General features: G+C 67.2%; 22 protein-coding genes. 14 read left to right on the top strand and 8 right to left on the bottom strand.

The features are described 5' to 3' along the window. Positions 1 to 7: 7 nt before the first annotated feature. Positions 8 to 1,105 (bottom strand): amidohydrolase family protein, encoded by a 1,098-nt coding sequence (locus AB0K11_RS27035; protein ID WP_364984560.1) that lies wholly within the window; start codon positions 1,103 to 1,105, stop codon positions 8 to 10. Positions 1,106 to 1,388: 283 nt separating this feature from the next. On the opposite strand from AB0K11_RS27035, the gene AB0K11_RS27040 reads away from it, so the two are divergent. Both AB0K11_RS27040 and AB0K11_RS27045 read left to right on the top strand, forming a co-directional pair. Beyond that, positions 1,389 to 2,393, top strand: coding sequence for an acyl-CoA dehydrogenase family protein (locus AB0K11_RS27040; RefSeq protein WP_364984562.1), 1,005 nt, complete (start codon positions 1,389 to 1,391; stop codon positions 2,391 to 2,393). Next, positions 2,394 to 3,569, top strand: a complete 1,176-nt coding sequence (locus AB0K11_RS27045) for an acyl-CoA dehydrogenase family protein (RefSeq protein ID WP_364984564.1) — start codon at positions 2,394 to 2,396, stop codon at positions 3,567 to 3,569. Positions 3,570 to 3,620: 51 nt separating this feature from the next. On the opposite strand, the gene AB0K11_RS27050 is transcribed toward AB0K11_RS27045, so the two are convergent. The 6 genes from AB0K11_RS27050 to AB0K11_RS27075 all read right to left on the bottom strand — a co-directional run bounded on the left by AB0K11_RS27050 (position 3,621) and on the right by AB0K11_RS27075 (position 7,841). Then, complete coding sequence (locus tag AB0K11_RS27050; RefSeq protein WP_364984566.1) at positions 3,621 to 3,956, bottom strand: hemophore-related protein; 336 nt, start codon at positions 3,954 to 3,956, stop codon at positions 3,621 to 3,623. A 108-nt stretch (positions 3,957 to 4,064) separates the two neighbouring features. Then, positions 4,065 to 4,520, bottom strand: coding sequence for a hypothetical protein (locus AB0K11_RS27055; RefSeq protein ID WP_364984568.1), 456 nt, complete (start codon positions 4,518 to 4,520; stop codon positions 4,065 to 4,067). Positions 4,521 to 4,584: 64 nt separating this feature from the next. Then, complete coding sequence (locus AB0K11_RS27060) at positions 4,585 to 5,949, bottom strand: cytochrome P450 (RefSeq protein ID WP_364984570.1); 1,365 nt, start codon at positions 5,947 to 5,949, stop codon at positions 4,585 to 4,587. A 52-nt stretch (positions 5,950 to 6,001) separates the two neighbouring features. Beyond that, the gene (locus tag AB0K11_RS27065) at positions 6,002 to 6,193 is read right to left on the bottom strand and encodes a ferredoxin (protein WP_269893485.1); all 192 of its coding nucleotides are present in this window, start codon (positions 6,191 to 6,193) and stop codon (positions 6,002 to 6,004) included. A 42-nt stretch (positions 6,194 to 6,235) separates the two neighbouring features. Next, a complete protein-coding gene (locus AB0K11_RS27070; RefSeq protein WP_364984573.1) occupies positions 6,236 to 7,096 on the bottom strand; it encodes a mycofactocin-coupled SDR family oxidoreductase in 861 nt (286 codons plus the stop codon). Between the two features lie 43 nt (positions 7,097 to 7,139). Beyond that, positions 7,140 to 7,841, bottom strand: coding sequence for an SDR family NAD(P)-dependent oxidoreductase (locus AB0K11_RS27075; RefSeq protein WP_364984575.1), 702 nt, complete (start codon positions 7,839 to 7,841; stop codon positions 7,140 to 7,142). 303 nt (positions 7,842 to 8,144) lie between these two features. Here AB0K11_RS27075 and AB0K11_RS27080 point away from each other — a divergent pair, with 303 nt between their 5' ends. The 12 genes from AB0K11_RS27080 to AB0K11_RS27135 are packed head-to-tail and all read left to right on the top strand — an operon-like array spanning position 8,145 to position 22,799. After that, a complete protein-coding gene (locus AB0K11_RS27080) occupies positions 8,145 to 9,665 on the top strand; it encodes an aldehyde dehydrogenase family protein (protein ID WP_364984577.1) in 1,521 nt (506 codons plus the stop codon). Next, positions 9,662 to 10,876 (top strand): CoA transferase, encoded by a 1,215-nt coding sequence (locus AB0K11_RS27085; RefSeq protein WP_364984579.1) that lies wholly within the window; start codon positions 9,662 to 9,664, stop codon positions 10,874 to 10,876. The genes AB0K11_RS27080 and AB0K11_RS27085 overlap by 4 nt, the downstream gene beginning before the upstream one ends. An 18-nt stretch (positions 10,877 to 10,894) precedes the next feature. Next, positions 10,895 to 12,106, top strand: a complete 1,212-nt coding sequence (locus AB0K11_RS27090) for an OB-fold domain-containing protein (protein ID WP_364984581.1) — start codon at positions 10,895 to 10,897, stop codon at positions 12,104 to 12,106. Continuing rightward, positions 12,103 to 13,269 (top strand): thiolase family protein, encoded by a 1,167-nt coding sequence (locus tag AB0K11_RS27095; RefSeq protein WP_364984583.1) that lies wholly within the window; start codon positions 12,103 to 12,105, stop codon positions 13,267 to 13,269. Before AB0K11_RS27090 ends, AB0K11_RS27095 begins: the two co-directional genes overlap by 4 nt. Further along, entirely contained in the window at positions 13,262 to 14,056 is a 795-nt protein-coding gene (locus AB0K11_RS27100; protein ID WP_364984585.1) for an ABC transporter permease, read from the top strand. Before AB0K11_RS27095 ends, AB0K11_RS27100 begins: the two co-directional genes overlap by 8 nt. Before the next feature lie 2 nt (positions 14,057 to 14,058). Further along, positions 14,059 to 14,916, top strand: a complete 858-nt coding sequence (locus tag AB0K11_RS27105; protein ID WP_364984587.1) for an ABC transporter permease — start codon at positions 14,059 to 14,061, stop codon at positions 14,914 to 14,916. A gap of 8 nt (positions 14,917 to 14,924) precedes the next feature. Further along, positions 14,925 to 16,136 carry an MCE family protein gene (locus AB0K11_RS27110; protein WP_364984589.1) on the top strand — a complete coding sequence of 404 codons (1,212 nt, stop codon included), beginning with the start codon at positions 14,925 to 14,927 and terminating at the stop codon, positions 16,134 to 16,136. Further along, positions 16,133 to 17,158: an MCE family protein gene (locus AB0K11_RS27115; RefSeq protein ID WP_364984591.1), complete on the top strand. Its 1,026-nt coding sequence runs from the start codon at positions 16,133 to 16,135 to the stop codon at positions 17,156 to 17,158. Before AB0K11_RS27110 ends, AB0K11_RS27115 begins: the two co-directional genes overlap by 4 nt. Further along, positions 17,158 to 18,261, top strand: coding sequence for an MCE family protein (locus AB0K11_RS27120; protein WP_364984593.1), 1,104 nt, complete (start codon positions 17,158 to 17,160; stop codon positions 18,259 to 18,261). The genes AB0K11_RS27115 and AB0K11_RS27120 overlap by 1 nt, the downstream gene beginning before the upstream one ends. Then, positions 18,245 to 19,756, top strand: a complete 1,512-nt coding sequence (locus AB0K11_RS27125) for an MCE family protein (protein ID WP_364984595.1) — start codon at positions 18,245 to 18,247, stop codon at positions 19,754 to 19,756. Before AB0K11_RS27120 ends, AB0K11_RS27125 begins: the two co-directional genes overlap by 17 nt. Before the next feature lie 14 nt (positions 19,757 to 19,770). Beyond that, positions 19,771 to 21,117, top strand: a complete 1,347-nt coding sequence (locus AB0K11_RS27130) for an MCE family protein (RefSeq protein WP_364984597.1) — start codon at positions 19,771 to 19,773, stop codon at positions 21,115 to 21,117. After that, positions 21,117 to 22,799: an MlaD family protein gene (locus AB0K11_RS27135; protein ID WP_364984599.1), complete on the top strand. Its 1,683-nt coding sequence runs from the start codon at positions 21,117 to 21,119 to the stop codon at positions 22,797 to 22,799. Before AB0K11_RS27130 ends, AB0K11_RS27135 begins: the two co-directional genes overlap by 1 nt. A 65-nt stretch (positions 22,800 to 22,864) precedes the next feature. On the opposite strand, the gene AB0K11_RS27140 is transcribed toward AB0K11_RS27135, so the two are convergent. After that, positions 22,865 to 23,380, bottom strand: coding sequence for a hypothetical protein (locus tag AB0K11_RS27140; RefSeq protein ID WP_364984600.1), 516 nt, complete (start codon positions 23,378 to 23,380; stop codon positions 22,865 to 22,867). Positions 23,381 to 23,433: the final 53 nt, after the last annotated feature.

The following is a 23,433-nucleotide window of genomic DNA, read 5'->3' on the forward strand; positions in this document are numbered from 1 at the left end:
TCTACCTCTACTGTGCAGCACTTGCGGATGCGATGACAGGAATTTCGATGCCGTACAGCTCCGCGGCGTTGCGCCAGCACAACTTGTCGCGCTGCTCGGCGCTGTAGGAGCTGGGCACCGACAGATTGTTGAGCTGCCAGTGCGGGTAGCTCGACCCGTACATCACCATGTCGTCCTTGCCGGTGAAGCCCGCCCACTCACCGGCGAAGCCGACGTCGCCCGGGCCGTCGAGCGCACCCTGGATGAAGTAGGTGTGACCGGGCAGGTAGTCGCTCGGCATCCTCGGCGCCCACGGCGTCTGCTCGAGGTGGGGCCTGCCGAAACAGTCCATCCGCCACATGAACGGCGTCAGCATGTCCGCGGCGCCGTCCGCCCAGACGAACTTCAGCGCGGGCATGCGCTCGAACACCCCCTCGGCGATCATGTTCATGAGGTGGTAGAGGAAGTTCATCGCGGTGAAGCCGACGAACTGCTCGTAGGTGCGGGTGATGCCGTTCGGGGTGGGCGGCAGCATCACCCCCGAGCCGACCTCGAAGTGCACGGCCACCGGCAGCCCAGCGTCGACGGCCGCCTCCCACAGCGGCCAGAACTGCGGCTTGCCGTACAACTCGCGCGACTGCAGCGGCACGCCGATCTGCACCACCCGTGGGTGGTCCTTGTACCTGGCGATCTCGCGCAGCGCACCGGTGATGTCGTCGGGATTGACCCGGATGGTGCCCCGGAATCGCTCGCCGTGTGCGCTGTCGTCCAGCCAGCGCGTCACCATCATCTCGTTGTGCCCGGCGGCGAGCGCGGACCCGAGGTGCCGGTCCGGCATGATGCCGCGGCCCATCGGGTGCAGGATCGCCACGTCGACGCCGCGCTCGTCGAACAGGTGGCGGGCGACGATGTCCGGGTCCGACCCGGGGTACTGCTTGTCGGGACCCGTGGTGCCCTTGGCGTATTCGCCACCGGGCGCCCCGTACCAATCCATCTCGTAGTCGGGAAAACCCCGGCTGCGGAACGGCTCCCGCAGGAAGTTCTGCCGCAGGTCCTTGTTCGACTTGCAGAAGATGTGCACGCTCGCATCGATGACGGGTGTACGGCTCCCGTCGGGGTGCTCCATGACCAAGGCTGACCTCCGTGTTCGTCCGGTTCGCGCGGGCTGCGCAGCCGTCGAAGACGGCGCGCGGCGGAGCCGGACCTGCCCCCAGTGTAAATGCTAGTTCTTCAAAGGCAAGAATTCTGTTCTCTTGCCGGATACCCGTATCTGTGCAGGTGAGCGTGCCTGCTGGTCAGTCGCCCAGCAGACTGCTTAGGTAATCTCATGACCGTTACGGGAGAACCCGGCGACACGTTACGAGAATGCTATTCTCCTAAGGTCGTGACATCGCACCAGGAGGCGCCGGATGCTACTCGAGTTCGATGCCGATCAGCGGCTGTGGCAGGAGACCGTGCGCGACGCGGTGACCAAGCAGTGCCCACCCTCGCTGGTCCGCAACGTGGCCGAAGACCCTGACTCACCCGAGGGTGATCCCACCCCGCTGTGGAAGCTCTACGTCGACGCGGGCTGGACCGAGCTGACGGACCAGGAGAACACCGTCGAACTCGCCATCGTCTGCGAGGAGCTGGGCCGCGCCACCGACCCGACGCCCTTTCTCGCGACGCTGACCCAGTACGCGCCGTTGGCCGCCGACCGGTATGACCCACAGCAGGCGGGCGCCGCGGTCTACTCCGGAGTGAGCGCCCACCGCGACGCCGAGGGCTGGGTGCTCGACGGCATCGCCCGCAACGTCGTCGACGGTGACCGCGCCGACCGCCTGGCCGTGGTCACCGAGGCGGGCGTGTTCCTCGTCGACGCCGCAGAGGTGTCGACGCGCCGCAGCCCGGTGTTCGACCCGGTGTTGCACGTGGCCGAGGTGTCGTTTCCCGGAGTGCGGGTCTCCGACGCCGCCCGGGTGCACGTCGACGCGGAGAAGGCGCAGCACCTCGCGCTGACCGGCATGGCGATCACTATGGTCGGCGCCTGTCAGCGGATCCTGGACCTGGCGCTCGACCACGCCAAGCAGCGTCACCAGTTCGGGGTGCCCATCGGTTCGTTCCAAGCCGTTCAGCACAAGGCGGTCGACATGCACGTCGCCATCGAACGGGCCCGGGCGCTGTCGTATTTCGCCGCGCTGACCATCGCGGCCGACGACCCGCGCCGCCGGATGGCGGCGGCGATGGCCAAGGCCTCAGCGGGTGAGTGTCAGTCCATCGTGTTCCGGCATGGCCTGCAACTGTTCGGCGCCATGGGCTTCACCTGGGAGAACGACCTGCAGTTCGCGCTGAAGCGGGCGAAGGCCGGTGAGCTGCTGCTCGGCGGCGCCGCCGAGCACCGGGCCCGGATCGCCGAGGAGTACAGGGGTTTCTAGATGCAGCTGACCTTCGATTCCGATGTCGAGGAGTTCCGGGCCGAGTTCTCCGCCTTCCTCGATGAGCACCTGCCCGACGAGGCCGACACGCTCGAGCGGCCGCGCTCGGTGTCGCACATGCCGCAGTGGGCCCGCGACTGGCAGCGGTTGCTGTTCGACAACGGATGGCTGCTGCCCGCGCAGCCACCGGAGTTCGGCGGCCGCAATGCGTCGGTGCTGCAGACGTTCGTCCACCTCGACGAGCTGTGCCGGCGCCGCATCTACCACAGCTTCAATCCGCAAGGCGTGAACATCGTTGCGGCGTCGCTGATCTCATTCGGATCCGACGAGCACAAGCAACGCTGGGCGGTGCCGGTGCTCAAAGGTGAGATCACCGCGTCGCTCGGGATGAGCGAGCCCAGCGCGGGTTCGGACCTGGCATCGCTGCGCACCCGCGCCGTGCGCGACGGAGACGACTTCGTGGTCAACGGACAGAAGGTGTGGACGTCGGGCGCACACGACGCCGACTTCCTGCTCACCTTCGTGCGCACCGACCCCGACGCGCCCAAGCACAAGGGCATCAGCGTGCTGATCATCCCCACCGATCTGCCCGGCGTCGTCTGCCGGCCGTTCGCCGACCTGTGCGGGGAGGAGAACAAGGACTTCAACGAGGTGTTCTTCACCGATGTGCGGGTGCCCGCGGAGAACCTCGTCGGACCGCTGAACGGCGGCTGGAAGGTGGCCAACGGATCACTCGGCCACGAGCGCACCATGATGTGGCTCGGTTTCGCCGACCGGATCGACAACATGATCGCCGACTTCCAACCGCACACCGCGATCGAGCGCGACCAGTACGCGTCGATGATCATGGACTATCAGGCGCTGCGGGCGATGGGGTCGGCCGGCCTCGCCCGCGCTGCCCGCGGGGAGTCGGACACCGCATCGGTGTCGGTGCTCAAACTGTTCGGTTCGGAGGCCGAGATGCGGGCCGCCGACACCGCGCTGACCGCCGCCGGGGCCGACGGGCTGGTGCATCCCTCGACCACCGGCCGCTACGAGCACATGAATCTCGACCACTACTTCGCGAGCTGGTTCGAGCGCTTCTCCCGCAGCTTCTCGGGGACGATCGCGGGCGGCACGTCGGAGATCCAGCGCAACATCATCGCCACGCAGGTGCTCGGACTGCCCCGCGGCTGAAACGACGTCGGGGCCGGTCGCTCACCGCGACCGGCCCCGACGCCTTCACACTCAGTAGTTGCTGCAGGAACCCGAGATCTGCACGATCGGGCCGAAGTAGGCCTGTGCCATCGAGCTGCCCTTGAGGAAGTTCACGGTCTGCTGCCGCTGCGCCGGCCCGGACGCCAGGAAGCTGCGCAGCTGCCCCTGGAAGCCCGGCGACGAATTCACCTCGGCGGCGAGATCGGGCCGCTGGTCGTTCAGCGCCGCGATCACCTGGTCGTAGCTGCATGTGGTGTTGACGACCGCATCCAGGTTCGGCTGCGCGGACGCCACACCGGCCGACAGGCTCAGGGCGGACACCGCCAGTCCACCACCGATTGCGGCCAGCACTGTTGCACGCTTCATGATCTGCTTCTACCCCGTTCCGACAGGTTGTTGCCCGGTTTCTTTCCAGGCTAACAGCATGTCGTCCCACGGGTTCTGGTCGTTACAACGCGACGACCGCCGCGGCCGCTACAGGCGCCGCAGCGCGAACGTCCAGAACTGGGTCCCCGGCGGTCCATTGAAACAGCCCACGTTGTAACGCGAGTCGATGGTGCCCGCGAGCGTGGCATCGTCCCAGACGTAGGTCTCATGGGTGGGAAGGTTGTATCCAGGGCAGCGCAAGCCGTCGGGGACGTCGACCTCCAACGTCCAGCGTCCGTCCTTGAGGTAGGCCTTGTTCTCGTAGTACTCGTAGAACTTCAACCGCGGCCGTCCGCTGACCTTGGCGCAGTCGGCACTCTTCTCCGGAATGCAGAAGGAGACGTACCAGAGCCACGATGCCCGGTCGTATCGGTTGGTGAGCAGGTCGTAGTTGCCCAGGCGCATCGCGGATGCGGGCGGCGCCGCCACCATCGCGGTCACGGTGAACACCGCGACGGCGAACGCCGCAGCGGCGGTTGAGATACCGGCCCTGACGAGCTTCACTGCTCTTCCCTCCCGTTCTTCCCCCGGCCCATAGAACCACCTCGACCGAATCTCGGGGTCGAGATCAGTCGATTACCGCGGGTTCCTTGCGCTCGGTGATGGGCCTGGCCAGCTCCTGCTCGTCGCAGATCCGCTGCAGCTTCTCGATCGTCTCGTCCAGGCCGGGCCCAAGCGGCTCGGAGGGGGTGAAGGTCGCGGGCAGGTTGCGCATTCCCTGGATGACGCCGATGGTGTCGTAGTGCACGGCGCCCTCGGGGTCGCAGACGTAGTCGGGCATCCGGTCGAGCACCGCGGTGAGCATCGACTTGAACACCGTGCGAGCGACGTTCGAGCCGACACAGCGGTGCACGCCGATACCGAAGCTGAAGTGCCGGTTGCCCTTCCGGTCGAGCATGATCTCATTCGGTTTCTCGAACACCGCCGGGTCACGGTTGGCCATCGCCCAGGACAACCAGAGTCGCTCGTACTTCTTGAACTGCTGGCCCTCGACCTCCACGTCGTCGGCGAAGGTGCGACCGTCGCCGGGTGCGGGGGTGAAGAAGCGCAGGAACTCCTCGGTGGCGGGGTGCAGCAGCGTGGCGCGTTCGCGCGACAGTCGCTCGCGTTCGTCGGGATGCTCACCGAGCCATTCCAGGGCGTGCGCGGTGAGCGCGGTGGTGGTGTCGAAGCCGCCACCGATGATGAGTCCGAGATTGCCGAGGATCTCCATGTCCGGCGCGGGTTCGCCGTCGATGCGCAACTGCATCAGCGCGTTCACCAGGCCCGGGCGCGGGTTCTCCCGGATCTCCATCATGTTGGTGATGAGGTCGATGCCCATCTCGCGGTGCTGCTCGTTGATCTTCTCCCGCTCGGGGGAGTGCTCCGGGGTGTACACCGAAGCGTGGGTGGGCTCGCTGTAGACGTTCCACTTGTCGAGCGAGATGCCCATCATCGCCAGCGTGAACACCGCGGGCACCACGTTGGCGAGGTGCTCGACGAAATCGATACGGCCCGAAGCGATGTGCTCGTCGAGTGCCGCGCGGGTGATCTCGTCGACGAACGGCTCCCAGCGCTTGATCGCGGCGGGGGACAGGTACGGGTTCAGCGCACCGCGGTATGAGCTGTGTTCAGGCTCGTCCATCTCGAGGATGCCGCCGCGAACCACCGTGGCACGACTGGCCTTCGGGATCGTGATGCCCTTGAACGGGGTCTCACCGCTGATGTCGTGGTGGTTGGACACCACGGGGCAGCGGGCCAGTTCGAACACGTGCCTGCTGTCGGCGGCCACCCAGTGCCCGTCGTAGGTGTCGGTCCACGCCATCGGGCACTTCGCCTGCATCTCCTCGGCGATCTTCTCGAACTGCAGGCGGTACTCGGGTGTGTGCCGGTCGAAGTGGTAGGTGTTCTTCTTGCGGTCGGCGTCGGTCGTGACACCGTCTTCGATGGTCACGGCGTCGTCTCCTCTGCCTGGATCGGGACCTGCCGGCCCCGGGGAACGGGAGTCATTCGATGACGATCGCCTGTTCGGGGCAGGAGTGCGCGGCCTCGGCCACCTGCTCCTCCTGATCGCCGGGAACGTCCTCGTTGACCGGCGACGCGTGGCCGTCGACGTCGTCGAGTTCGAAGGAATCGGGAGCGATCATCGAGCACAACGTGTGGCCCTGGCAGCGCGTGCCGTCAACTGAGACCTTCACTGCTTCCCTCCAGTAGGCTGATCATGTTGCGGTGCAACGGAATCACACGTGGTAGTCGTACCACTTCAGGTAACCGCCCGCGTCGACGCGCAGCTGCATGCCGGTGACGAAGCGCGACTCGTCGGAGGCCAGCCACAGCACGGCGTTGGTGATGTCCTCGGGCTCGATGTACGGCACCGGCATGGCCTGCTGGACGCCGAACGCCAGTTCGGCGTCCGCGCGGGTGGGCTTCTCGAGATCCGGCCGGAACGAGCGGTACATCGGCTCGCTCTGCAGCATGTCGGTGTTGCAGTTGGTCGGGTGGATCACGTTGGCGCGGATGCTGCGGACCGCCAGCTCGGTCGCCAGGTCGTGCACGTACTGGGAGATCAGGCGCTTGGAGGTCATGTAGCCCATCCCGCCGGGATCGGAACCGGGACGGTCCTTCTTCGAGGCGTCCATCAGCGCCGCGGCAGACGCCGTCGCGATGATGGAGGCGCCCTCCTTGAGGTGCGGGAGCGCCGCCTGGATGGCGTTGATGGTGCCGACGAAGTTGGTGTTGATGCCGTCGGTCCACGCCTGCATCGCCGGGGCGCCCTTCATGGCGGCGATCCCGGCCTGGGCGACGACGATGTCGAGGTGGCCCAGTTCGGCGACCCCGTTGTCCAGCGCCTCCTTGAGCGCCGCGGCATCTCGCACGTCGACCTGGGCGGTGACCGCCTTGCGGCCCGCCTTCTCGACGTACTGAGCGGTCTCTTCGAGGTCTTCCGGCCTGGCCAGCGGGTAGCCCACGGTGTCGATGTCGGCGCAGATGTCGACGGCGATGATGTCGGCGCCTTCCTCGGCCAGCCGGATGGCGTGGCTGCGGCCTTGACCGCGCGCTGCGCCGGTGATTAATGCGACCTTGCCCTCAACGCGTCCCACAGTGGTGTCCTTTCGTTTTTTCGTCGATGTCCGGCAGGGCGGTTCAGGTGTTCCGGCCGCCGTTGACGCCCAAGATCTGGCCGGTGATGTAGCCGGCCTCCTCCGAGATGAGGAAGGCGCACGCCGCGGCGATGTCCTCGGGCCGGCCCATCCGCCGTACCGGTGTGGCCGCGATGGTCTGGTCGAGGTCGCCGAGAAAGCCCTTCTCGGCCGCGGCGCGCATCATCGGGGTGTCGATGAATCCCGGCGGCACCGCGTTCACCGTGATTCCGGCCGGGCCGTACTCGAGTGCCAGCGTCTTCGTCAGCCCGTTCACCGCCGACTTGGCCGCTACATAGGGCGCCATGTACGGCGCGCCGGAATGGGTGCTCGACGACGAGATGTTCACGATGCGACCCCAGCCGGCCTCGATCATGTCGGGCAGCACGGCCTGGATGCAGTGGAAGACCCCGTTGAGGTTGACGTCGATGACGCGCTGCCACCGCTCGAACGTGACGTCGTGGAACTTCTTGAAGCTGTCCAGGCCCGCGCCGTTGACCAGGATCGAGATCGGGCCGAGTTTGGCGCGCACTGCCGCCAGGGCGTCGTCGACCTGAGCGCGGTCGGTGACGTCGGCGGCGAAGGCGAACTCGTCGTCCCCGGGTTTCAGGTCGAGGATCGCGACATGGTGGCCGTCGGCGCGCAGGCGGGCGACGATGGCGGCGCCGATTCCCGACCCGCCGCCGGTCACCACAGCGTTCTTCACGCGGCGATCCTCAGTGCGGTGGCCTCAGCGGTTGCTTGCCCGGCGGCGCTCGAGGAGGCGGCCGGGCCGATCACGGTCGTCGCAGACGTCAAGAATCTTCCTTCCGATTATGAGAACCGTACTCTCGGAGGTGGCGATTCTGCAAGATTCGAAACGTCGCGGTCAAGCGGGTCCTATGCTGCTCATCCGGCACCCGAAGCCTATGACTAGCCGGTCTACGCAACCTTGAGTTCTCATTGAGCGAATGTATGATTCGCCCTCGATGAGAATGAAATTTCCATCACACATGCCGCAAGGAGGATGATGCAGGAAACGCCGACCATCGCGGGAGACGTCTCGGGGGCCGACTCCATCGCCCACCACAGCGCCGGGACGTCCGAACCCAAGGCCGACCGGAGACTGCTGATCGACGGGCGCCTGGTCGAGACCGAGCGGACGTTTCCCTCCCTCAACCCGGCCACCGGCGAGGTGCTCGGCCACGCGCCGGACGCCACGGTGGCCGATGCCAGGGCGGCGGTCGCGGCGGCCCGCCGGGCGTTCGACGAATCCGGCTGGGCGACCGACGTCGAGCTGCGGGTGCGCTGTCTCGAACAGCTGCACACCGCCCTCCTCGAGCACCGCGACGAATTCGCCGCCCTCACCATCGCGGAGGTGGGCGCCACCGAGTCGCTGTGCCAGGGCGCGCAACTCGACCAGCCGATCGGGATCGTCCGCTACTACGCGGACCTGCTGAAGAGCTATGAGATGACCGAGGATCTCGGCAACATCGAGAGCCGCGGTATGCAGCACCACCGGTGGGTGGAGAAGGAAGCCGCGGGCGTCGTCGCCGCGATCATCGCCTACAACTATCCCAATCAGCTGGCGCTGGCCAAGCTGGCGCCTGCGCTGGCCGCAGGCTGCACGGTGGTGCTCAAGTCGGCGCCGGACACCCCACTGATCACCCTGGCACTCGGTGAGCTGATCGCCGAGCACACCGACATCCCGGCCGGCGTCGTGAACGTGCTGGCCGGTGCCGACCCCGAAGTGGGCGCGGTACTGACCACCAGCCCGGACGTCGACATGGTCACCTTCACCGGATCGACCCCGACCGGTCGCCGGATCATGGCCGCCGCCAGCGAGACGCTCAAGAAGGTGTTCCTCGAACTCGGCGGCAAGTCCGCCGCGATCGTGCTCGACGACGCCGACTTCAACATGGCCGCACTGTTCTCAGCGTTCAGCATGGTGACCCACGCAGGCCAGGGCTGCGCGCTCACGTCACGGCTGCTCGTGCCGGAGACGCGCAAGGACGAGATCGTCGAGCTGATCAAGAACAACTTCGGTCTGGTGCGCTATGGCGACCCGGCCGATCCGAAGACCTACATGGGCCCGCTGATCAGCGAGAAGCAGCGCGACAAGGTCGACGGGATGGTGCACCGTGCGGTGCAGGGCGGCGCCACTCTGGTCACCGGCGGCGAGAAGGTCGACCCGGGCTACTTCTACACGCCCACGCTGCTCGCCGACGTGCACCCGGACAGCGAGATCGCCCAGGAAGAGGTGTTCGGACCGGTTCTCGTGGTGATCGCCTATGCCGACGACGACGACGCCGTGCGGATCGCGAACAACTCGATCTACGGGTTGTCCGGTGCCGTGTTCGGCAGCGAGGAGCGCGCGCTGGCCATCGCCCGGCGTATCCGCACCGGCACGTTCTCGATCAACGGCGGCAACTACTTCAGCCCCGACACCCCCTTCGGCGGGTTCAAGCAGTCCGGTATCGGCCGCGAGATGGGCACCGCCGGGCTCGAGGAGTTCCTCGAGTCCAAGACGTTCGCGCGGGTGCTGTCGTGAGTTCCGGCGGGCCACTCGAGGGCATCCGCGTCCTCGAGGTCGCGATGTACGGCTTCGTGCCGTCGGCGGGTGCGGTGCTCGGCGAGTGGGGCGCCGAGGTGATCAAGGTCGAGCATGCGGTGACGGGGGACCCGCAGCGCGGCCTGAGGCAGACCGGACTGCTGCGCGTCGAAGGCGATCCCAACCCGAACATCGAGCACGCCAATCGGGGCAAGCGCAGCATCGGACTCGACATGTCCGTGCCCGAGGGCAGGGACGTGCTGCTCGAGCTCGCCCGCCGGGCCGATGTGTTCCTCACCAGCTTCCTGCCGGGGCACCGTAAGAAATTCGGTATCGATATCGACGACATCCGTGCCGTCAACCCCGACATCATCTATGCAAGGGGCAGCGCGTTGGGGCCGCGCGGCGAGGAAGCGGTGAAGGGGGGCTATGACATGACGGCCTTCTGGTGCCGGGCAGGCACCGCCCGCACCATCACCCCGCCCGACATGCCCGGCATGATCGGGCCTCCCGGACCCGCCTACGGCGACACCATCTCCGGCACCAACCTCGCCGGCGGTATCGCCGCAGCGCTGCTGAAGCGCGAGCGCACCGGCGAACCGTCCGTGGTGGACGTCTCGCTGCTGGGCAGCGGGTTGTGGGCGATGGGGCACACCGTGGCGCTGACCAACCATCTCAATGAGCGCATGGAGGCCTTCCCGCCAGGGGTGCACGGTTCGCCGATCAACCCGCTGGTCGGGTTGTACCCCACCGCCGACGACCGCTACATCTCCTTCGTGATGATGCAGCCCACCAAGTTCTGGGCCGACGTGTGCCGGCACATGGACCTCACCGAACTCGCCGACGACCCGCGGTTCGCCACTGCGGAGTCGATCGCCGAGAACACCGCCGCGGCCAACGAGATCCTGACCGAGGCGATGAAGAAGCGTCCCCTGGTCGAGTGGAGCGAGCGGTTCGCCACGCTCGCCGGGCCCTGGGCGCCCGTGCAGGACACGCTGCAGGCCGCCCAGGACACGCAGATCAGGGCGAACGAATACATGGTGCAGGCCGGCGAGCTCGAACTGGTCGCCAATCCCGTGCAGTTCGACGTCACTGCACCGCGGACCGGTCCGGCGCCGGGCTTCGCCGAGCAGACCGACGACATCCTGGTCGAGCTGGGCCTGGACTGGGACCGCATCATCGAGCTCAAAACCGCCGGCGCCGTCACCTAGAAGGGTCGTTTCACACCCATGCCGCACATCGCTTCCATCGGGACCTACCTCCCGTGCTGGGGAACACCCCTGCACCGGGTGGCGGGCGATGACGAGGATGCGATCACGATGGCGGTCGAAGCCGGCCGCGCGGCGCTGGCCGCCGGTGGAGCGGTCGAGCGGGTGGTGCTGGTCAGCCGTGACCTGCCCCCGGTGGAGAGCAGCAACGCCGCGGTGCTGTTGGCCGGCCTCGGACTGGACCCCGAACTCGAGGTCGACGAGCGGCTGGGCGGTGCGCCCGCCACGCTCGACGCGGTCAGCTCGGCGCGCCCCCGGTCACTGATCATCGGTGTGGACCTGGATCCGGCGGGCGCCGCGGCGATCCTGACCGCCGACCACGGCCGGCGGGTGCGCACCGCGGCCCGCGTGGCCCGCAGCCTGCCCGTTCGCACCCGCAACGCGGTCGGGGTGGTGCACGACTACGGCGATCCGCGGCTGCTGCACGAGCGGGGCTTGCTCGCATCGCTGTCGGCAGCGTGGTTGGACACCCCCGTCGCGGTCGCCGGAGTGGAATACGACAAGGTGACGGAGCTGTGCGCGGGCACGCCACCACATATCCCGACTTATGGAGCAAGTGCCGGATTATTCGCCCTCGCAAGCCTTACCGAATCCGATACCATCGGCCCCTTGGTTGCGGTCGAGCAGGCAAGTCTGTCCGGGATCACGGTCGCAGGTGGCGAGGCTCAGGTGAATCGACGAGAACCGTCAGCGCGTCCGTTGCCGGACGGCGCCGTCACCCCCGGCGCGGATCAGCCGATCTCGCTGGCCGCCTACGAGCGTGCCTTCGAAGCCAAAGTGCGTTGGGAAGCAGGCAGATACGCCGGCAGTGATCAGCTCGACTTCCCGCCGCGGTACCGGGTCGGCGAGGACTGCTCGCTGAGCACCGATTACGAGCTGGTCCCGCTGCCGAAAACCGGAACGGTCTACACCGAAACGACCGTGCGCATTCCGGTGCCCGGCCTGAGATCGCCGTACTCTCTGGTGATCGTCGAACTCGACGACGTGGCGGTGCGCGCATTGGTGAAGGTGACCGGCGCGGCCCCCGGGTCGGTGGAGATCGGTGACCGTGGACGCCTGGCGCTGCGCCGGATCGCCGTGCGCTCCGGTGTGCCCGACTACGGCTATGCCTTCGAACCCGACGCGGCATCCTCGCGCGAGTCGCTGAGCGACCGCTCCGCGGGTGCGGCATGAGGAACGTCGCCGTCGTCGGTGCGGGGATGACGCCGTTCGCCGAGCATTTCGCCTTCGGCATCAAGGATCTGCTGGCGATGGCCTTCGCCGATTGTGTTTCCAACGTCGACAAGGGCATGTCGAAGAGCGACCTCGACGCCGCCTGGTTCGGTGCGATGGGAACGACCGACGGCTTCCCGTCCGGAATCCTCGCCGACACCCTCGATCTTCACGAACTGCCCGTCACCCACATCGAGAACTCCTGCGCCACCGGCAATGACGCCGTCCGGAATGCGTTGTTCGGGGTCGCCTCCGGTGCGGCCGACGTGGCGCTGGTGATGGGTGCGGACAAGCTTCGCGAGGTCGCGACCAAGGACATGCTGTGGGGCTGGGAGGCGATGACCCGCGACATGGCGTGGGACTACCCGTTGGGTCTCGTCGCGCCCGCCGGATTCGCGCTTCATGTCCGGCGTTACCTGCACGAGTCGCCGGCGACGCGCGAGCACCTGGCGATGATCGCCGTCAAGAACCACCGGCACGCCGTCGACAACCCCAAGGCGCGGTTGCGCTTCGAGATCACCGTCGAGCAGGCGATGTCCGCGCCGATGGTGGTCGACCCGTTCGGCGTGTACGACTGCGCGCCGCAGAGCGACGGGGCCGCGGCACTCGTGCTGGCCGCCGAAGACGTGGTGGACCGGTTCACCGACCGGCCGGTGTGGATCCGCGGGGTCGGACTCGGGCTCGATTCGGTGATGTACCCGCACAAACCGGACATGACGACCTTTCCCGCGACGGTGCGAGCGGCCAAGCGGGCGTTCGCGATGGCGGGCATGTCACCGGCCGACGTGGACGTCGCCGAGGTGCACGACTACTTCACCGGCATCGAGTTGATCAGCTACGAGGACCTCGGGTTCGCCGACCGCTTCGAGGCCCATAAGCTCGTCGAGACCGAGACGACCACCGTCGGGGGAGCGCTGCCGGTCAATCCGAGCGGTGGGCTGAAGGCGAAGGGACATCCGCCCGGAGCCACCGGCGTCGCGCAGTGTGTCGAGATATTCGGTCAATTGCGCGGGGAGGCGGTCAATCAGGTGGACGGTGCACGGATAGGGTTGGCGCACAATATCGGTGGCCCGACGGCAGTGTCGGCGGTCACCATTCTGGAAGGACCCGGATCCGATGGCTGAACGATGGACGACAGGGGTGAACCTGGGTCGGGCATCGGCGCCGATGCAGGCGGTCGGCGGCCTGTTCGCGATGTTCGCCGATGCGATCCGGTTCATCTTCCGCAGGCCGTTCCAATGGCGCGAGTTCATGGAGCAGTCCTGGTTCGTGGCCAGGGTGTCGCTGGCGCCCACGCTGCTGGTGGCGATCCCGTTCACCACCCTGGTGTCGTTCACGCTGAACATCCTGCTGCGCGAATTGGGTGCGGCGGATCTGTCGGGGGCGGGTGCGGCCTTCGGCGCGGTGACGCAGTTGGGCCCGCTGGTGACGGTGCTGATCGTGGCCGGTGCCGGCGCGACGGCGATGTGCGCGGACCTGGGCTCGCGCACCATCCGCGAGGAGATCGAGGCGATGGAGGTGCTCGGCATCAATCCGGTTCAGCGACTGGTGACGCCGCGCATGCTGGCCTCGGGTCTGGTCGCGCTGTTGCTCAACAGCCTGGTGGTGATCATCGGCATCCTCGGCGGCTACGTGTTCTCGGTGTTCGTCCAGGACGTCAATCCCGGCGCCTTCGCCGCCGGGATCACGCTGCTGACCGGTGTGCCCGAGGTGATCATCTCGTGCGTGAAGGCCGCGCTGTTCGGACTGATCGCCGGCATGGTCGCCTGCTACCGCGGGCTGACGATCACCGGCGGCGGCGCCAAGGCGGTCGGTAATGCGGTCAACGAGACGGTGGTGTACGCGTTCATGGCGCTCTTCGTGATCAACGTGGTGGTCACCGCCATCGGCATCCAGATGACGACGGGCTAGACATGGGAACATTGACCACGCTGCGGGCCACCTACCCGCGCATCAGCCGGCAGCTCAGCAGACCGGTGGGAACGCTGAGCCGCATCGGCGACCACACCATGTTCTACGGCCGGGCGCTGGCGGGCACGCCGCACGCGGCGGTGCACTTCCGCAAGGAGATCATCCGGCTGATCGCCGAGATCTCCATGGGCGCGGGCACGTTGGCCATGATCGGCGGCACTGTGGTGATCGTCGGATTCCTGACTCTTGCCACCGGCGGCGTGCTGGCGATCCAGGGCTACAGCTCGCTGGGCAACATCGGCATCGAGGCGCTGACGGGTTTCCTGGCGGCGTTCATCAACGTGCGCATCGCCGCACCGGTGGTGGCCGGAATCGGCCTTGCCGCCACCTTCGGCGCCGGGGTCACCGCGCAGCTGGGCGCGATGCGCATCAACGAGGAGATCGACGCGCTCGAGTCGATGGGCATCCGGCCGGTCGAGTACCTGGTGAGCACCCGGATCGTGGCCGGGATGGTCGCGGTGACACCGCTGTACGCGATCGCGGTCATCCTGTCCTTCGTGGCCAGCCAGTTCACCACGGTGATGCTGCTGGGACAGTCGGGCGGGCTGTACTCCCACTACTTCGACACGTTCCTCAACCCGATCGACCTTTTGTGGTCGTTCCTTCAGGCCATTTTGATGGCGATCTCGATCCTGCTGGTGCACACTTACTTCGGCTTTTTCGCGACGGGGGGGCCGTCGGGGGTGGGTAACGCCGTGGGCAATGCCGTGCGCACCTCGCTCATCGTGGTCGTGTCGGTGACCCTTCTGGTGTCCCTGTCGGTCTACGGCTCCAACGGCAACTTCAACCTGTCGGGTTAGGGGGGATCATGGCGCAGAGCAACACCGGCGGCCGGAACTACGCCGCCCTGGCCGGACTGGGCACCCTGGTGGTGTTCGGGCTCATCATCGCCCTGGCGATCGGTCTGTTCCGTGGCAGTTTCACCAGCACCGTCCCGGTGATGGTGGTGGCCGACCGCGCAGGCCTGGTGATGAATCCCGAGGCCCGGGTGAAGATGCGCGGCGTCCAGGTCGGCCAGGTGTCCTCGATCGAGGAACGCGCCGACGGCAAGGCCGTGCTGCACCTGGCGATGAATCCGGAACAGCTGAAGCTGATCCCGTCGAACGTGCTCGTCGACATCGCCTCCACCACGGTGTTCGGCGCCAAGTTCGTGGAGCTGGTGGCGCCGCCCGATCCGGAGCCGACGCGGCTGGCGGCCGGTCAGGTCATCGAGAACCGGCACGTCACCGTCGAGGTGAACACGGTGTTCCAGCAGCTGGTGAACGTGCTCGACAAGATCGACCCGGCGAAGCTGAACGAGACGCTGGGCGCGATCTCGTCGGCGTTCAACGGACGCGGCGAGCAGTTCGGCAAGACCCTCGTCGACTTCAATGCGCTGCTCGCTGAACTCGAGCCGAGTCTGCCGAACCTGTCGCGCGACATCGAGGCCCTGGTGCCGACGCTGACCGCATACGGCGATGCGACACCGAATCTGCTGTCGACCATCGAGAGCACCACATCGGTGAGCAACTCCATCGTCGACCAGCAGCAGAACCTCGACGCCTTCCTGGTCAGCAGCATCGGTCTGGCCGACCTCGGCAACGAAGTGGTCGGCGGCAACCAGCAGGCGCTGACCGACCTGGTGCACGTCCTGGTACCGACGTCCGAGCTGCTCAACGAGTACCGCGAGTCGATCTGGTGCGGTGTCGGCGGCCTCATTCCCTTCGCGAAGTCCCCTCCGCAGTACTCCGGGATCCTCGTCAACGCCGGCCTGACGCTCGGCGTCGAGCGCTACCGCTACCCCGGTGACCTGCCGAAGGTCGCCGCCTCCAGCGGCGGCGCCGACTTCTGCGAGGAGCTCGGTCTGCCCGAGCAGCCGGCCGAGTTCCGGCCGCCGTTCATCGTCGGCGACGTCGGCTCGAATCCGGCGCAGTACGGCAACGCAGGCATCCTGCTGAACTCCGAGGGACTCAAGAACTGGCTCTACGGGCCGCTCGACGGTCCGCCGCGCAACAGCCCACAGATCGGGATGCCGGGATGACGAATTCGGTGTCGACATTCGTCAAGCTGATGATCTTCGCGGTCATCTCGGTGCTGCTGACCGCGTTCGTGTTCCTGGTCTTCAGCGATACCAGAACCGGTGCGAGCAGCGAGTATTCGGCCGTCTTCAGCGATGCCTCCCGGCTGAAGCCGGGCGACACCGTCAGGATCGCCGGTATCCGTGTCGGCACGGTCAACGACGTCGAACTCCAGCCCGATCGCAAGGTGCTGGTGACCTTCGAGGCCGACCGCAGCACCCAGCTGACCACCGGCACGAAGGTCGCGATCCGCTATCTCAACTTGGTGGGGGACCGCTACGTCGAGCTGCTCGACACGCCGGACTCGACGAAGATCCTGCCGGTGGGGTCACAGATCCCCGAGGACCGCACCGCGCCCGCGCTCGACCTCGATCTTCTGCTGGGTGGGCTCAAGCCGGTCATCCAGGGTCTGAACCCCCAGGATGTCAACGCGCTCACCGGATCACTGGTGCAGATCCTGCAGGGCCAGGGCGGCACATTGGAATCGCTGTTCAGCAAGACCTCGTCCTTCACCAACTCGCTGGCCGACAACAACCAGGTGATCGAGCAGTTGATCTCCGAACTACGCACGGTGCTGGACACGTTGTCGGAGGACGGCGACGAGTTCTCCGGCGCGATCGACAAACTCGAGCAGCTGATCTCCGGACTGGCCCAGGACCGCGACCCGATCGGCACGGCCATCGAGTCACTGGACAACGGGACCACCTCGCTGGCCGACCTGCTCGGTCGTGCCCGGTCCCCGCTCGCAGGCACCGTCGACCAGTTGCACCGGCTGGCTCCGGTGCTCAACACCGACCTGGAACGGCTCGAGGCCACTATTCAGCGGCTGCCCGAGATCTATCGCAAGCTCGCACGCGTCGGGTCGTACGGGGCGTTCTTCCCGTACTACATCTGCGGTGTCACCTTCCGCGCCAGTGATCTGGAGGGCCGCACGGTGGTGTTCCCCTGGATCAAACAAGAGACCGGAAGGTGCGTGGACGAGTAATGCTCAAATATCGTGGCCCTCAGCTCGTCCGGGCAGGGTTCATCGGCGTGGCCGTCATCGTCCTCATCATCGTCGTCGGGCTGCAACCCGAACGGCTGATCTCGTGGGGAACCGCGCTGCGCTACCAAGCGCTCTTCACCGAGGCCGGCGGGCTGGTGAGCGGCAACGACGTGACGGTGTCGGGCATCAAGGTCGGATCGGTGTCGTCGATCGAACTGGACAATGGCGACGCGCTGGTCAAGTTCACGATCAACAGCAAGTACGCGCTGGGTTCGGACAGCACCGCCCACATCCGCACCGGCAGCCTGCTCGGTGAGCGCGTGCTGACGCTGGAGTCCGAAGGCAGCGGCAAGCTGTCCACCGACCAGGTCATCCCGACCAGCCGGACCACCTCGCCGTACTCGTTGACCGATGCCGTCAGCGAGCTGACCGCCAACACCCGGGACACGAACACCCAGGCACTCAACCAGTCGCTCGACACCCTAGCGCAGACGCTCGACCAGGTGTCCCCACAGCTGGGGCCGACCTTCGACGGACTCACGCGGGTGTCGCAGTCGCTCAACAACCGCAACGAGAGCCTGGCCGAACTGCTGCGCACCGCAGGCGACGTCACGCAGATCTTCTCCGAGCGCAGCAGCCAGGTGAACGCGCTCATCCTCAACGCCAATGATCTGCTGGCGGTGCTCGACGAACGGCGCTATGCCATCACCAGCCTGCTGGCGAGCATCTCCGCGGTGTCCAGGCAGCTGACCGGGGTGGTGGCCGACAACGAGAACGAACTGCGCCCGACGCTCGAGCAGTTGAACAGCGTCACCGCGATGCTGGAGCGCAACCGCGACAGCCTGGCCAAGATGCTGCCGGGAGCCGCGAAATACTATCTGACACAGGGCGAGATCGTGTCCAACGGTGCGTATTACAACGCGTTCGTGCCGAACCTGGTCTTCGGCCAGTTGCTACAGCCGTTCCTCGACTACGCGTTCGGGTTCCGCCGCGGTGTGAATGCCGGGCAGCCAACGGATGCGGTAGGCCCGCGCGCCGAGCTCCCGTTCCCCGTCAACGGCATTCCCCAGCCAGGAGACCTCCCCGATGATGGCAACCCGTAAGCGCCTCGCGGCCTGGACCGCGATCCTGCTGGCCGTCGCCCTGGTGGCCGGCGGTGGATTTCTGGTGCGTCAGGCGTTCTTCGGCCCCACCACCGTCAATGCGTACTTCTCGACGGCCACCGCCATCTACGCCGGGGACGAGGTCCGGGTCGCCGGGGTGAAGGTCGGCACGATCGATGCGATCACCCCGGAGGGCACGCAGACCAAGATCTCCATGAGCATCGACCGCAGCGTGCCGATACCGGAGGGCGCGAAAGCGGTGATCGTCGCCCAGAACCTGGTGGCCGCACGGTATGTCCAGCTCACCCCTGCCTACCGCGAGGGGGACGGGCCCACGATGCGGGACGGCGGCGTGATCCCGCAGAGCCAGACCGCCATCCCGGTGGAGTGGGACGAAGTGAAGGACCAGTTGATGCGGCTGGCCACCGAATTGGGGCCGGACAAGGGCGTGGACGGCACCTCCGTCTCCCGGTTCATCGACAGTGCGGCCAATGCGCTCGACGGCAACGGCGAGAAGCTGCGCAGCACGCTGTCCCAGTTGTCCGGCGCCGCACGGATTTTCGCCGAAGGCAGCGGCAACATCGTCGACATCATCAAGAACCTGCAGATCTTCGTGACCGCGATGCGTGACAGCAAGCAGCAGATCGTCCAGTTCCAGAATCGGCTGGCCAGTCTTACCAGCGTCCTCGACGACGGCAGGTCGGACCTCGACGCGGCGCTGTCGGACCTTTCGGTCGCGATCGGTGAGGTGCAGCGCTTCGTCGCGGGCAGCCGGGACCAGACCTCCGAGCAGGTACAGCGGCTGGCGAATGTGACGCAGGTGCTGGTGGACAACCGGCTGGCGCTGGAGAACGTCCTGCACATCACGCCGAACGCGATCGCGAACTTCGAGAACATCTACTACCCGAACAGCGGCGCGGTCACCGGCGCGTTCGCCTTCAACAACTTCTCGAATCCGACGCAGATCATCTGCGGCATGATCGGCGCCGTCGCCAATGTCAGTGCGCCGGAGACCGCCAAACTCTGCGCGCAGTACCTCGGCCCCGCGGCGCGGCTGTTGAACTTCAACAACATCCCGTTTCCGATCAACGCCTACCTGAGGCCGGCGATCGACCCGACCCGCATGATCTACACCGATCCGAAGCTCGCGCCCGGCGGCGCCGGACCCGGCGATCCGCCCGAGCCGAGACCCACCGTCTCCGCCTACACCGGCGCAGGCGACATTCCGCCGCCCCCGGGTTGGGGTGCGCCGCCCGGACCGCCGGGGATCTACCAGCCCGACCGCGATGCGCCGGCCATCCCGTCTCCGGCGCTGTATCCGGGCGCGCCGATTCCGGCACCGCCGACCATCATCTCCAACATTCCTGTGCAGTCACCGTCGGTCGACGCGATGCTCCTGCCTGCGGCCCCGCCCGGTTCGACGGTCGACGACGCCGCTCCGGCGCCGGTGCCGAACACGCCACTGCTGCCCGCGGAAGGGAACCCGCCATCATGACCCGCCATGTCCCGATGCGGCGAGCCGCAATCGCGTCGTGCGCGGTGCTGTCGCTGTCCGCGTGCTCGTTCCAGGGTGTCAACTCGCTGCCGCTGCCCGGTGCGGACGGCCGCGGGCCGGACTCCGTCAGCTATCAGGTCGAGGTGCCGAATGTCGGCACACTCGAGTCGAATTCGCCGGTGCTGATCGACGATGTCGTGGTGGGCAGCGTCGGGAAGATGACGGTCAAAGACTGGCACGCCGACGTCGAGATCTCGGTGAAGCCCGACGTGGTGGTGCCCGCCAACGCGGTGGCCACCGTCGGGCAGACCAGCCTGCTGGGCTCCATGCACCTCGCCCTCAACACGCCGCTGGGGGAGAGCCCGCAGGGACGACTGCAGCCCGGCACCACGATCCCGCTGGCTGACTCGTCGACCTACCCGTCCACTGAGCGCACCCTGTCGTCGCTGGCCGCCGTCGTCAACGGAGGTGGGCTGGGACAGATCGGCGACGTGATCCACAACGCCAGTCGCGCGCTGTCCGGACGCGAACCGGAGATCCGTGAACTGCTCACCCGCCTCGACGACTTCGTCGGCACACTCGACGCGCAGCGGGAGAACATCATCGCGTCGATACAGCAGCTGAACCGGGTGGCCAGCCGGTTCGCCGGCCAGCGTGACGTCATCGACCGTGCGCTGAAGGACATCCCGCCGGCCATCGACGTGCTGATCAAGGAGCGGCCGACGTTGACCACGGCGCTGGAGAAGCTCGGCACCTTCAGCGACACCGCGACCACCCTGGTGAACAACGCCGGGGACGATCTGGTGACCAACTTGAAGAACCTCGAGCCGGCGCTGGGGCGAATCGCCGACATCGGGCCGGACCTGAACCTCGCGCTGCTGTGGGCCACCGCGTTCCCCTACGGGCCGACCTTCGCCGACCGGATCACCAAGGGCGACTACATCAATCTGTTCGCCACCTTTGACCTGACCTATCCGAAGTTCAAGCGTTCACTGCTGCTGGGCACCCGGTGGGAAGACCAGGAGGCGAAGCTCATCCCGGCTCCGGGCGACCCGTACTACCTGAACTATTCGTACGATCCGATGAGCATCGGTGTGGCTCCGCCGCAGCGTGATTCACCGGACGCGCCGGCCGCGCCACCGGGTCAGGTGGGTGAGGTGGCCGAGGTGGCGCCCATGCCCACCGTGGCCGAACCGCTGCTGCCCGTCACGCCGCCGCCGCCTGCGAATCCCTGGGCCCCCGCGTCGCAGAGCATTCCCCAGGGACAGATCTTCGCGGGGCCGTTCGGCGCCGCGCCGCCGCCACCTCCGCCGGCGCCCGCTCCGGCCGAGGCGGTCCCGCCGACCTCGGAAGGTGGCTGATGCTCACCCGGTTCGTTCGGACGCAGCTGATCATCTTCACCATCGCCTCGGTGGTCGGAGTGGGGGTGATGGTGTTCGCGTACATGCAGGTGCCGACCCTGCTCGGAATCGGCCGACTGGCCGTCACCCTCGAGCTACCGGCCGGCGGCGGCCTCTACCAGTTCAGCAACGTGACCTATCGCGGCGTCCAGGTGGGCAAGGTGACCTCGGTAAACCTCACCGAGGACGGCGCCGAGGCGATCCTCTCCTTGGAGACGTCGCCGAAGATCCCCGCCGATCTCGAGGCCGAGGTGCGCAGCGTCTCGGCCGTCGGCGAGCAGTACGTCGACCTGCGGCCCCGTACCGATTCCGGCCCCTACCTGACCGACGGATCACGGATCTCGGTGCGTGACACCACGATTCCGCAGCCCGTCGGACCGGTACTCGACGAGCTCAGCTCGCTGGTCGAATCCATTCCAGGAGATCGCATCTCCGATCTGCTGGACGAGGCGTTCAAGGCCTTCAACGGGGCGGGTCCGGACTTCCAGTCCCTGCTCGACTCGGCGGCCAAGCTGTCGACGGACGTGCGCGGCGCCTCCGGCGAGGCACGCACCCTGGTCGACGACGCCGGGCCGCTGCTGGAATCCCAGGCGGAGACCACGGATTCCATCCGGACCTGGGCCCGCAGCCTGGCCGGCGTCACCGCTCAACTCGAACAGAACGACCCGGAGATCCGCACCACGCTGGAGCGCGGCCCCGGCTTCGCGCAGGAGGTGAGCGCACTGCTCGAGCAGGTGAAGCCGACCCTGCCGACCCTGCTTGCCAACCTCACCACGGTGGGGCAGGTGCTGGTCACCTACAACCGGTCGCTCGAACAGTTGATCGTGATGTTCCCGGGGATCATCGCGGCGCAGCAGTCCTTCGGCCTGCCCAACAAGAATCCGACCGGCCTGCCGTTCGCCGACTTCGCCCTGACGATCAGCGACCCGCCGCCGTGCACGGTCGGCTTCCTGCCGCCGTCGCAGTGGCGCTCCCCGGAGGACGAGACGTCGATCGACACGCCGGATGGCCTGTACTGCAAGCTGCCGCAGGATTCCCCGATCAACGTCCGCGGTGCGCGCAACTATCCGTGCCAGGGCAAACCCGGGAAGCGCGCCCCGACCGTCGAACTGTGCAACGACCCGCGCGGTTTCGTACCGCAGGTGATCCGCCAGCATTACACCGGGCCCTATGCGTTCGACCCGAACCTGATCAAGAACGGGCTGCCGCCGCACGACATCGTGGACTTCAACGAGCGGATCTACGCGCCCGTGCAGGGGACGCCGTTGCCGCCGGGTGCGGTGCCGTCGGGAACGCCTCCCGCCGCGTTCACCCCGCAGCCGCCGCCCGGTGCCTCGCCGCCGGATGCGGTGCCCGCACCCGTGGCGCCCGCGCAACCCGCGCTGCCACAGGCTCCGGTGCCGCCGCCGCCACCGGCAGGCAACTCGCTCAACGGAACTCCGATCGCACCGCCGCCGGCACCTCCGGCCGCGGACGGGGCGGTTCCCGCCACCCCGAGTGCGTTCGACGGTGACGGGCCGGCAGTGGCGTTCCAGCGTTACGACCCGCGCACGGGGCAGTACCTGACCGCAGACGGCCGGTTGCAGACACAGAGCAACCTCGTGGGTGCGGACAAGTCCTGGAAGGACATGCTGCCGAGCTGATCTCGTCGGTGCGCGGCGAACAAGCGGCCGGCGAGATTAAACTCGCCACGGCGGGGTGCGGCCGGTCAGCGGCTGATGCGCTCGACCCGCACGGGCAACTCGAAGTCGAGAACCGCGTTGCGGCCGCACGATCCGCTCGGCGCCTTGGTGATGTTGCGGCCTTGGAGGAAGTCCGTCGACACGATGCGCTGCTCGGTCACCGGGTCGAAGCCGAAGATGAGGAACGTCTGGCGGGCTCGCGCGAAGGTGCCGTCGGGGCACGGCGCCCACCGCGGGATGTCGTGCTCGATGAACCAGAAGTCATCGAGGCGGGCGGCACCGGTCCAGCCGAGACTGCTGGTCACCGTGCCGGTGCACTCGATCGGACTGACACAGGTGGTGTTCACGGTCCAGGTCTGGGTCTCGCTCGGCACGTCGAACAGCACCTCGTCGCGCCTGGCCCACTCACCGTCGGAGAACACCCGGTAGGTGCCGTTGAGCGCAACCTCCCGCGCGGCGTCTGCGGGCGCTGCCGCGACGACGCCGCCGCACAGGGTGGCCACGGACATCGCCATGGTGCCGAGGACTCGGTCTACGCGCATGGCCACCAGCATAATTCGCTGGTGGAGCTTGGCTCTCCGAAAGCGAGAATTTG

Source organism: Mycobacterium sp. NPDC050551 (assembly GCF_040674075.1).
Classification (GTDB): domain Bacteria; phylum Actinomycetota; class Actinomycetes; order Mycobacteriales; family Mycobacteriaceae; genus Mycobacterium.

What these genes read in the sequence shown, in the direction of transcription:
- AB0K11_RS27035 (WP_364984560.1), bottom strand. Translation starts at nt 1,105, where the DNA reads ATGGAGCACCCCGACGGGAGCCGTACACCCGTCATCGATGCGAGCGTG.
- AB0K11_RS27040 (WP_364984562.1), top strand. Translation starts at nt 1,389, where the DNA reads ATGCTACTCGAGTTCGATGCCGATCAGCGGCTGTGGCAGGAGACCGTG.
- AB0K11_RS27045 (WP_364984564.1), top strand. Translation starts at nt 2,394, where the DNA reads ATGCAGCTGACCTTCGATTCCGATGTCGAGGAGTTCCGGGCCGAGTTC.
- AB0K11_RS27050 (WP_364984566.1), bottom strand. Translation starts at nt 3,956, where the DNA reads ATGAAGCGTGCAACAGTGCTGGCCGCAATCGGTGGTGGACTGGCGGTG.
- AB0K11_RS27080 (WP_364984577.1), top strand. Translation starts at nt 8,145, where the DNA reads ATGCAGGAAACGCCGACCATCGCGGGAGACGTCTCGGGGGCCGACTCC.
- AB0K11_RS27090 (WP_364984581.1), top strand. Translation starts at nt 10,895, where the DNA reads ATGCCGCACATCGCTTCCATCGGGACCTACCTCCCGTGCTGGGGAACA.
- AB0K11_RS27095 (WP_364984583.1), top strand. Translation starts at nt 12,103, where the DNA reads ATGAGGAACGTCGCCGTCGTCGGTGCGGGGATGACGCCGTTCGCCGAG.
- AB0K11_RS27100 (WP_364984585.1), top strand. Translation starts at nt 13,262, where the DNA reads ATGGCTGAACGATGGACGACAGGGGTGAACCTGGGTCGGGCATCGGCG.
- AB0K11_RS27105 (WP_364984587.1), top strand. Translation starts at nt 14,059, where the DNA reads ATGGGAACATTGACCACGCTGCGGGCCACCTACCCGCGCATCAGCCGG.
- AB0K11_RS27110 (WP_364984589.1), top strand. Translation starts at nt 14,925, where the DNA reads ATGGCGCAGAGCAACACCGGCGGCCGGAACTACGCCGCCCTGGCCGGA.
- AB0K11_RS27115 (WP_364984591.1), top strand. Translation starts at nt 16,133, where the DNA reads ATGACGAATTCGGTGTCGACATTCGTCAAGCTGATGATCTTCGCGGTC.
- AB0K11_RS27120 (WP_364984593.1), top strand. Translation starts at nt 17,158, where the DNA reads ATGCTCAAATATCGTGGCCCTCAGCTCGTCCGGGCAGGGTTCATCGGC.
- AB0K11_RS27125 (WP_364984595.1), top strand. Translation starts at nt 18,245, where the DNA reads ATGATGGCAACCCGTAAGCGCCTCGCGGCCTGGACCGCGATCCTGCTG.
- AB0K11_RS27130 (WP_364984597.1), top strand. Translation starts at nt 19,771, where the DNA reads ATGCGGCGAGCCGCAATCGCGTCGTGCGCGGTGCTGTCGCTGTCCGCG.
- AB0K11_RS27135 (WP_364984599.1), top strand. Translation starts at nt 21,117, where the DNA reads ATGCTCACCCGGTTCGTTCGGACGCAGCTGATCATCTTCACCATCGCC.
- AB0K11_RS27140 (WP_364984600.1), bottom strand. Translation starts at nt 23,380, where the DNA reads ATGCGCGTAGACCGAGTCCTCGGCACCATGGCGATGTCCGTGGCCACC.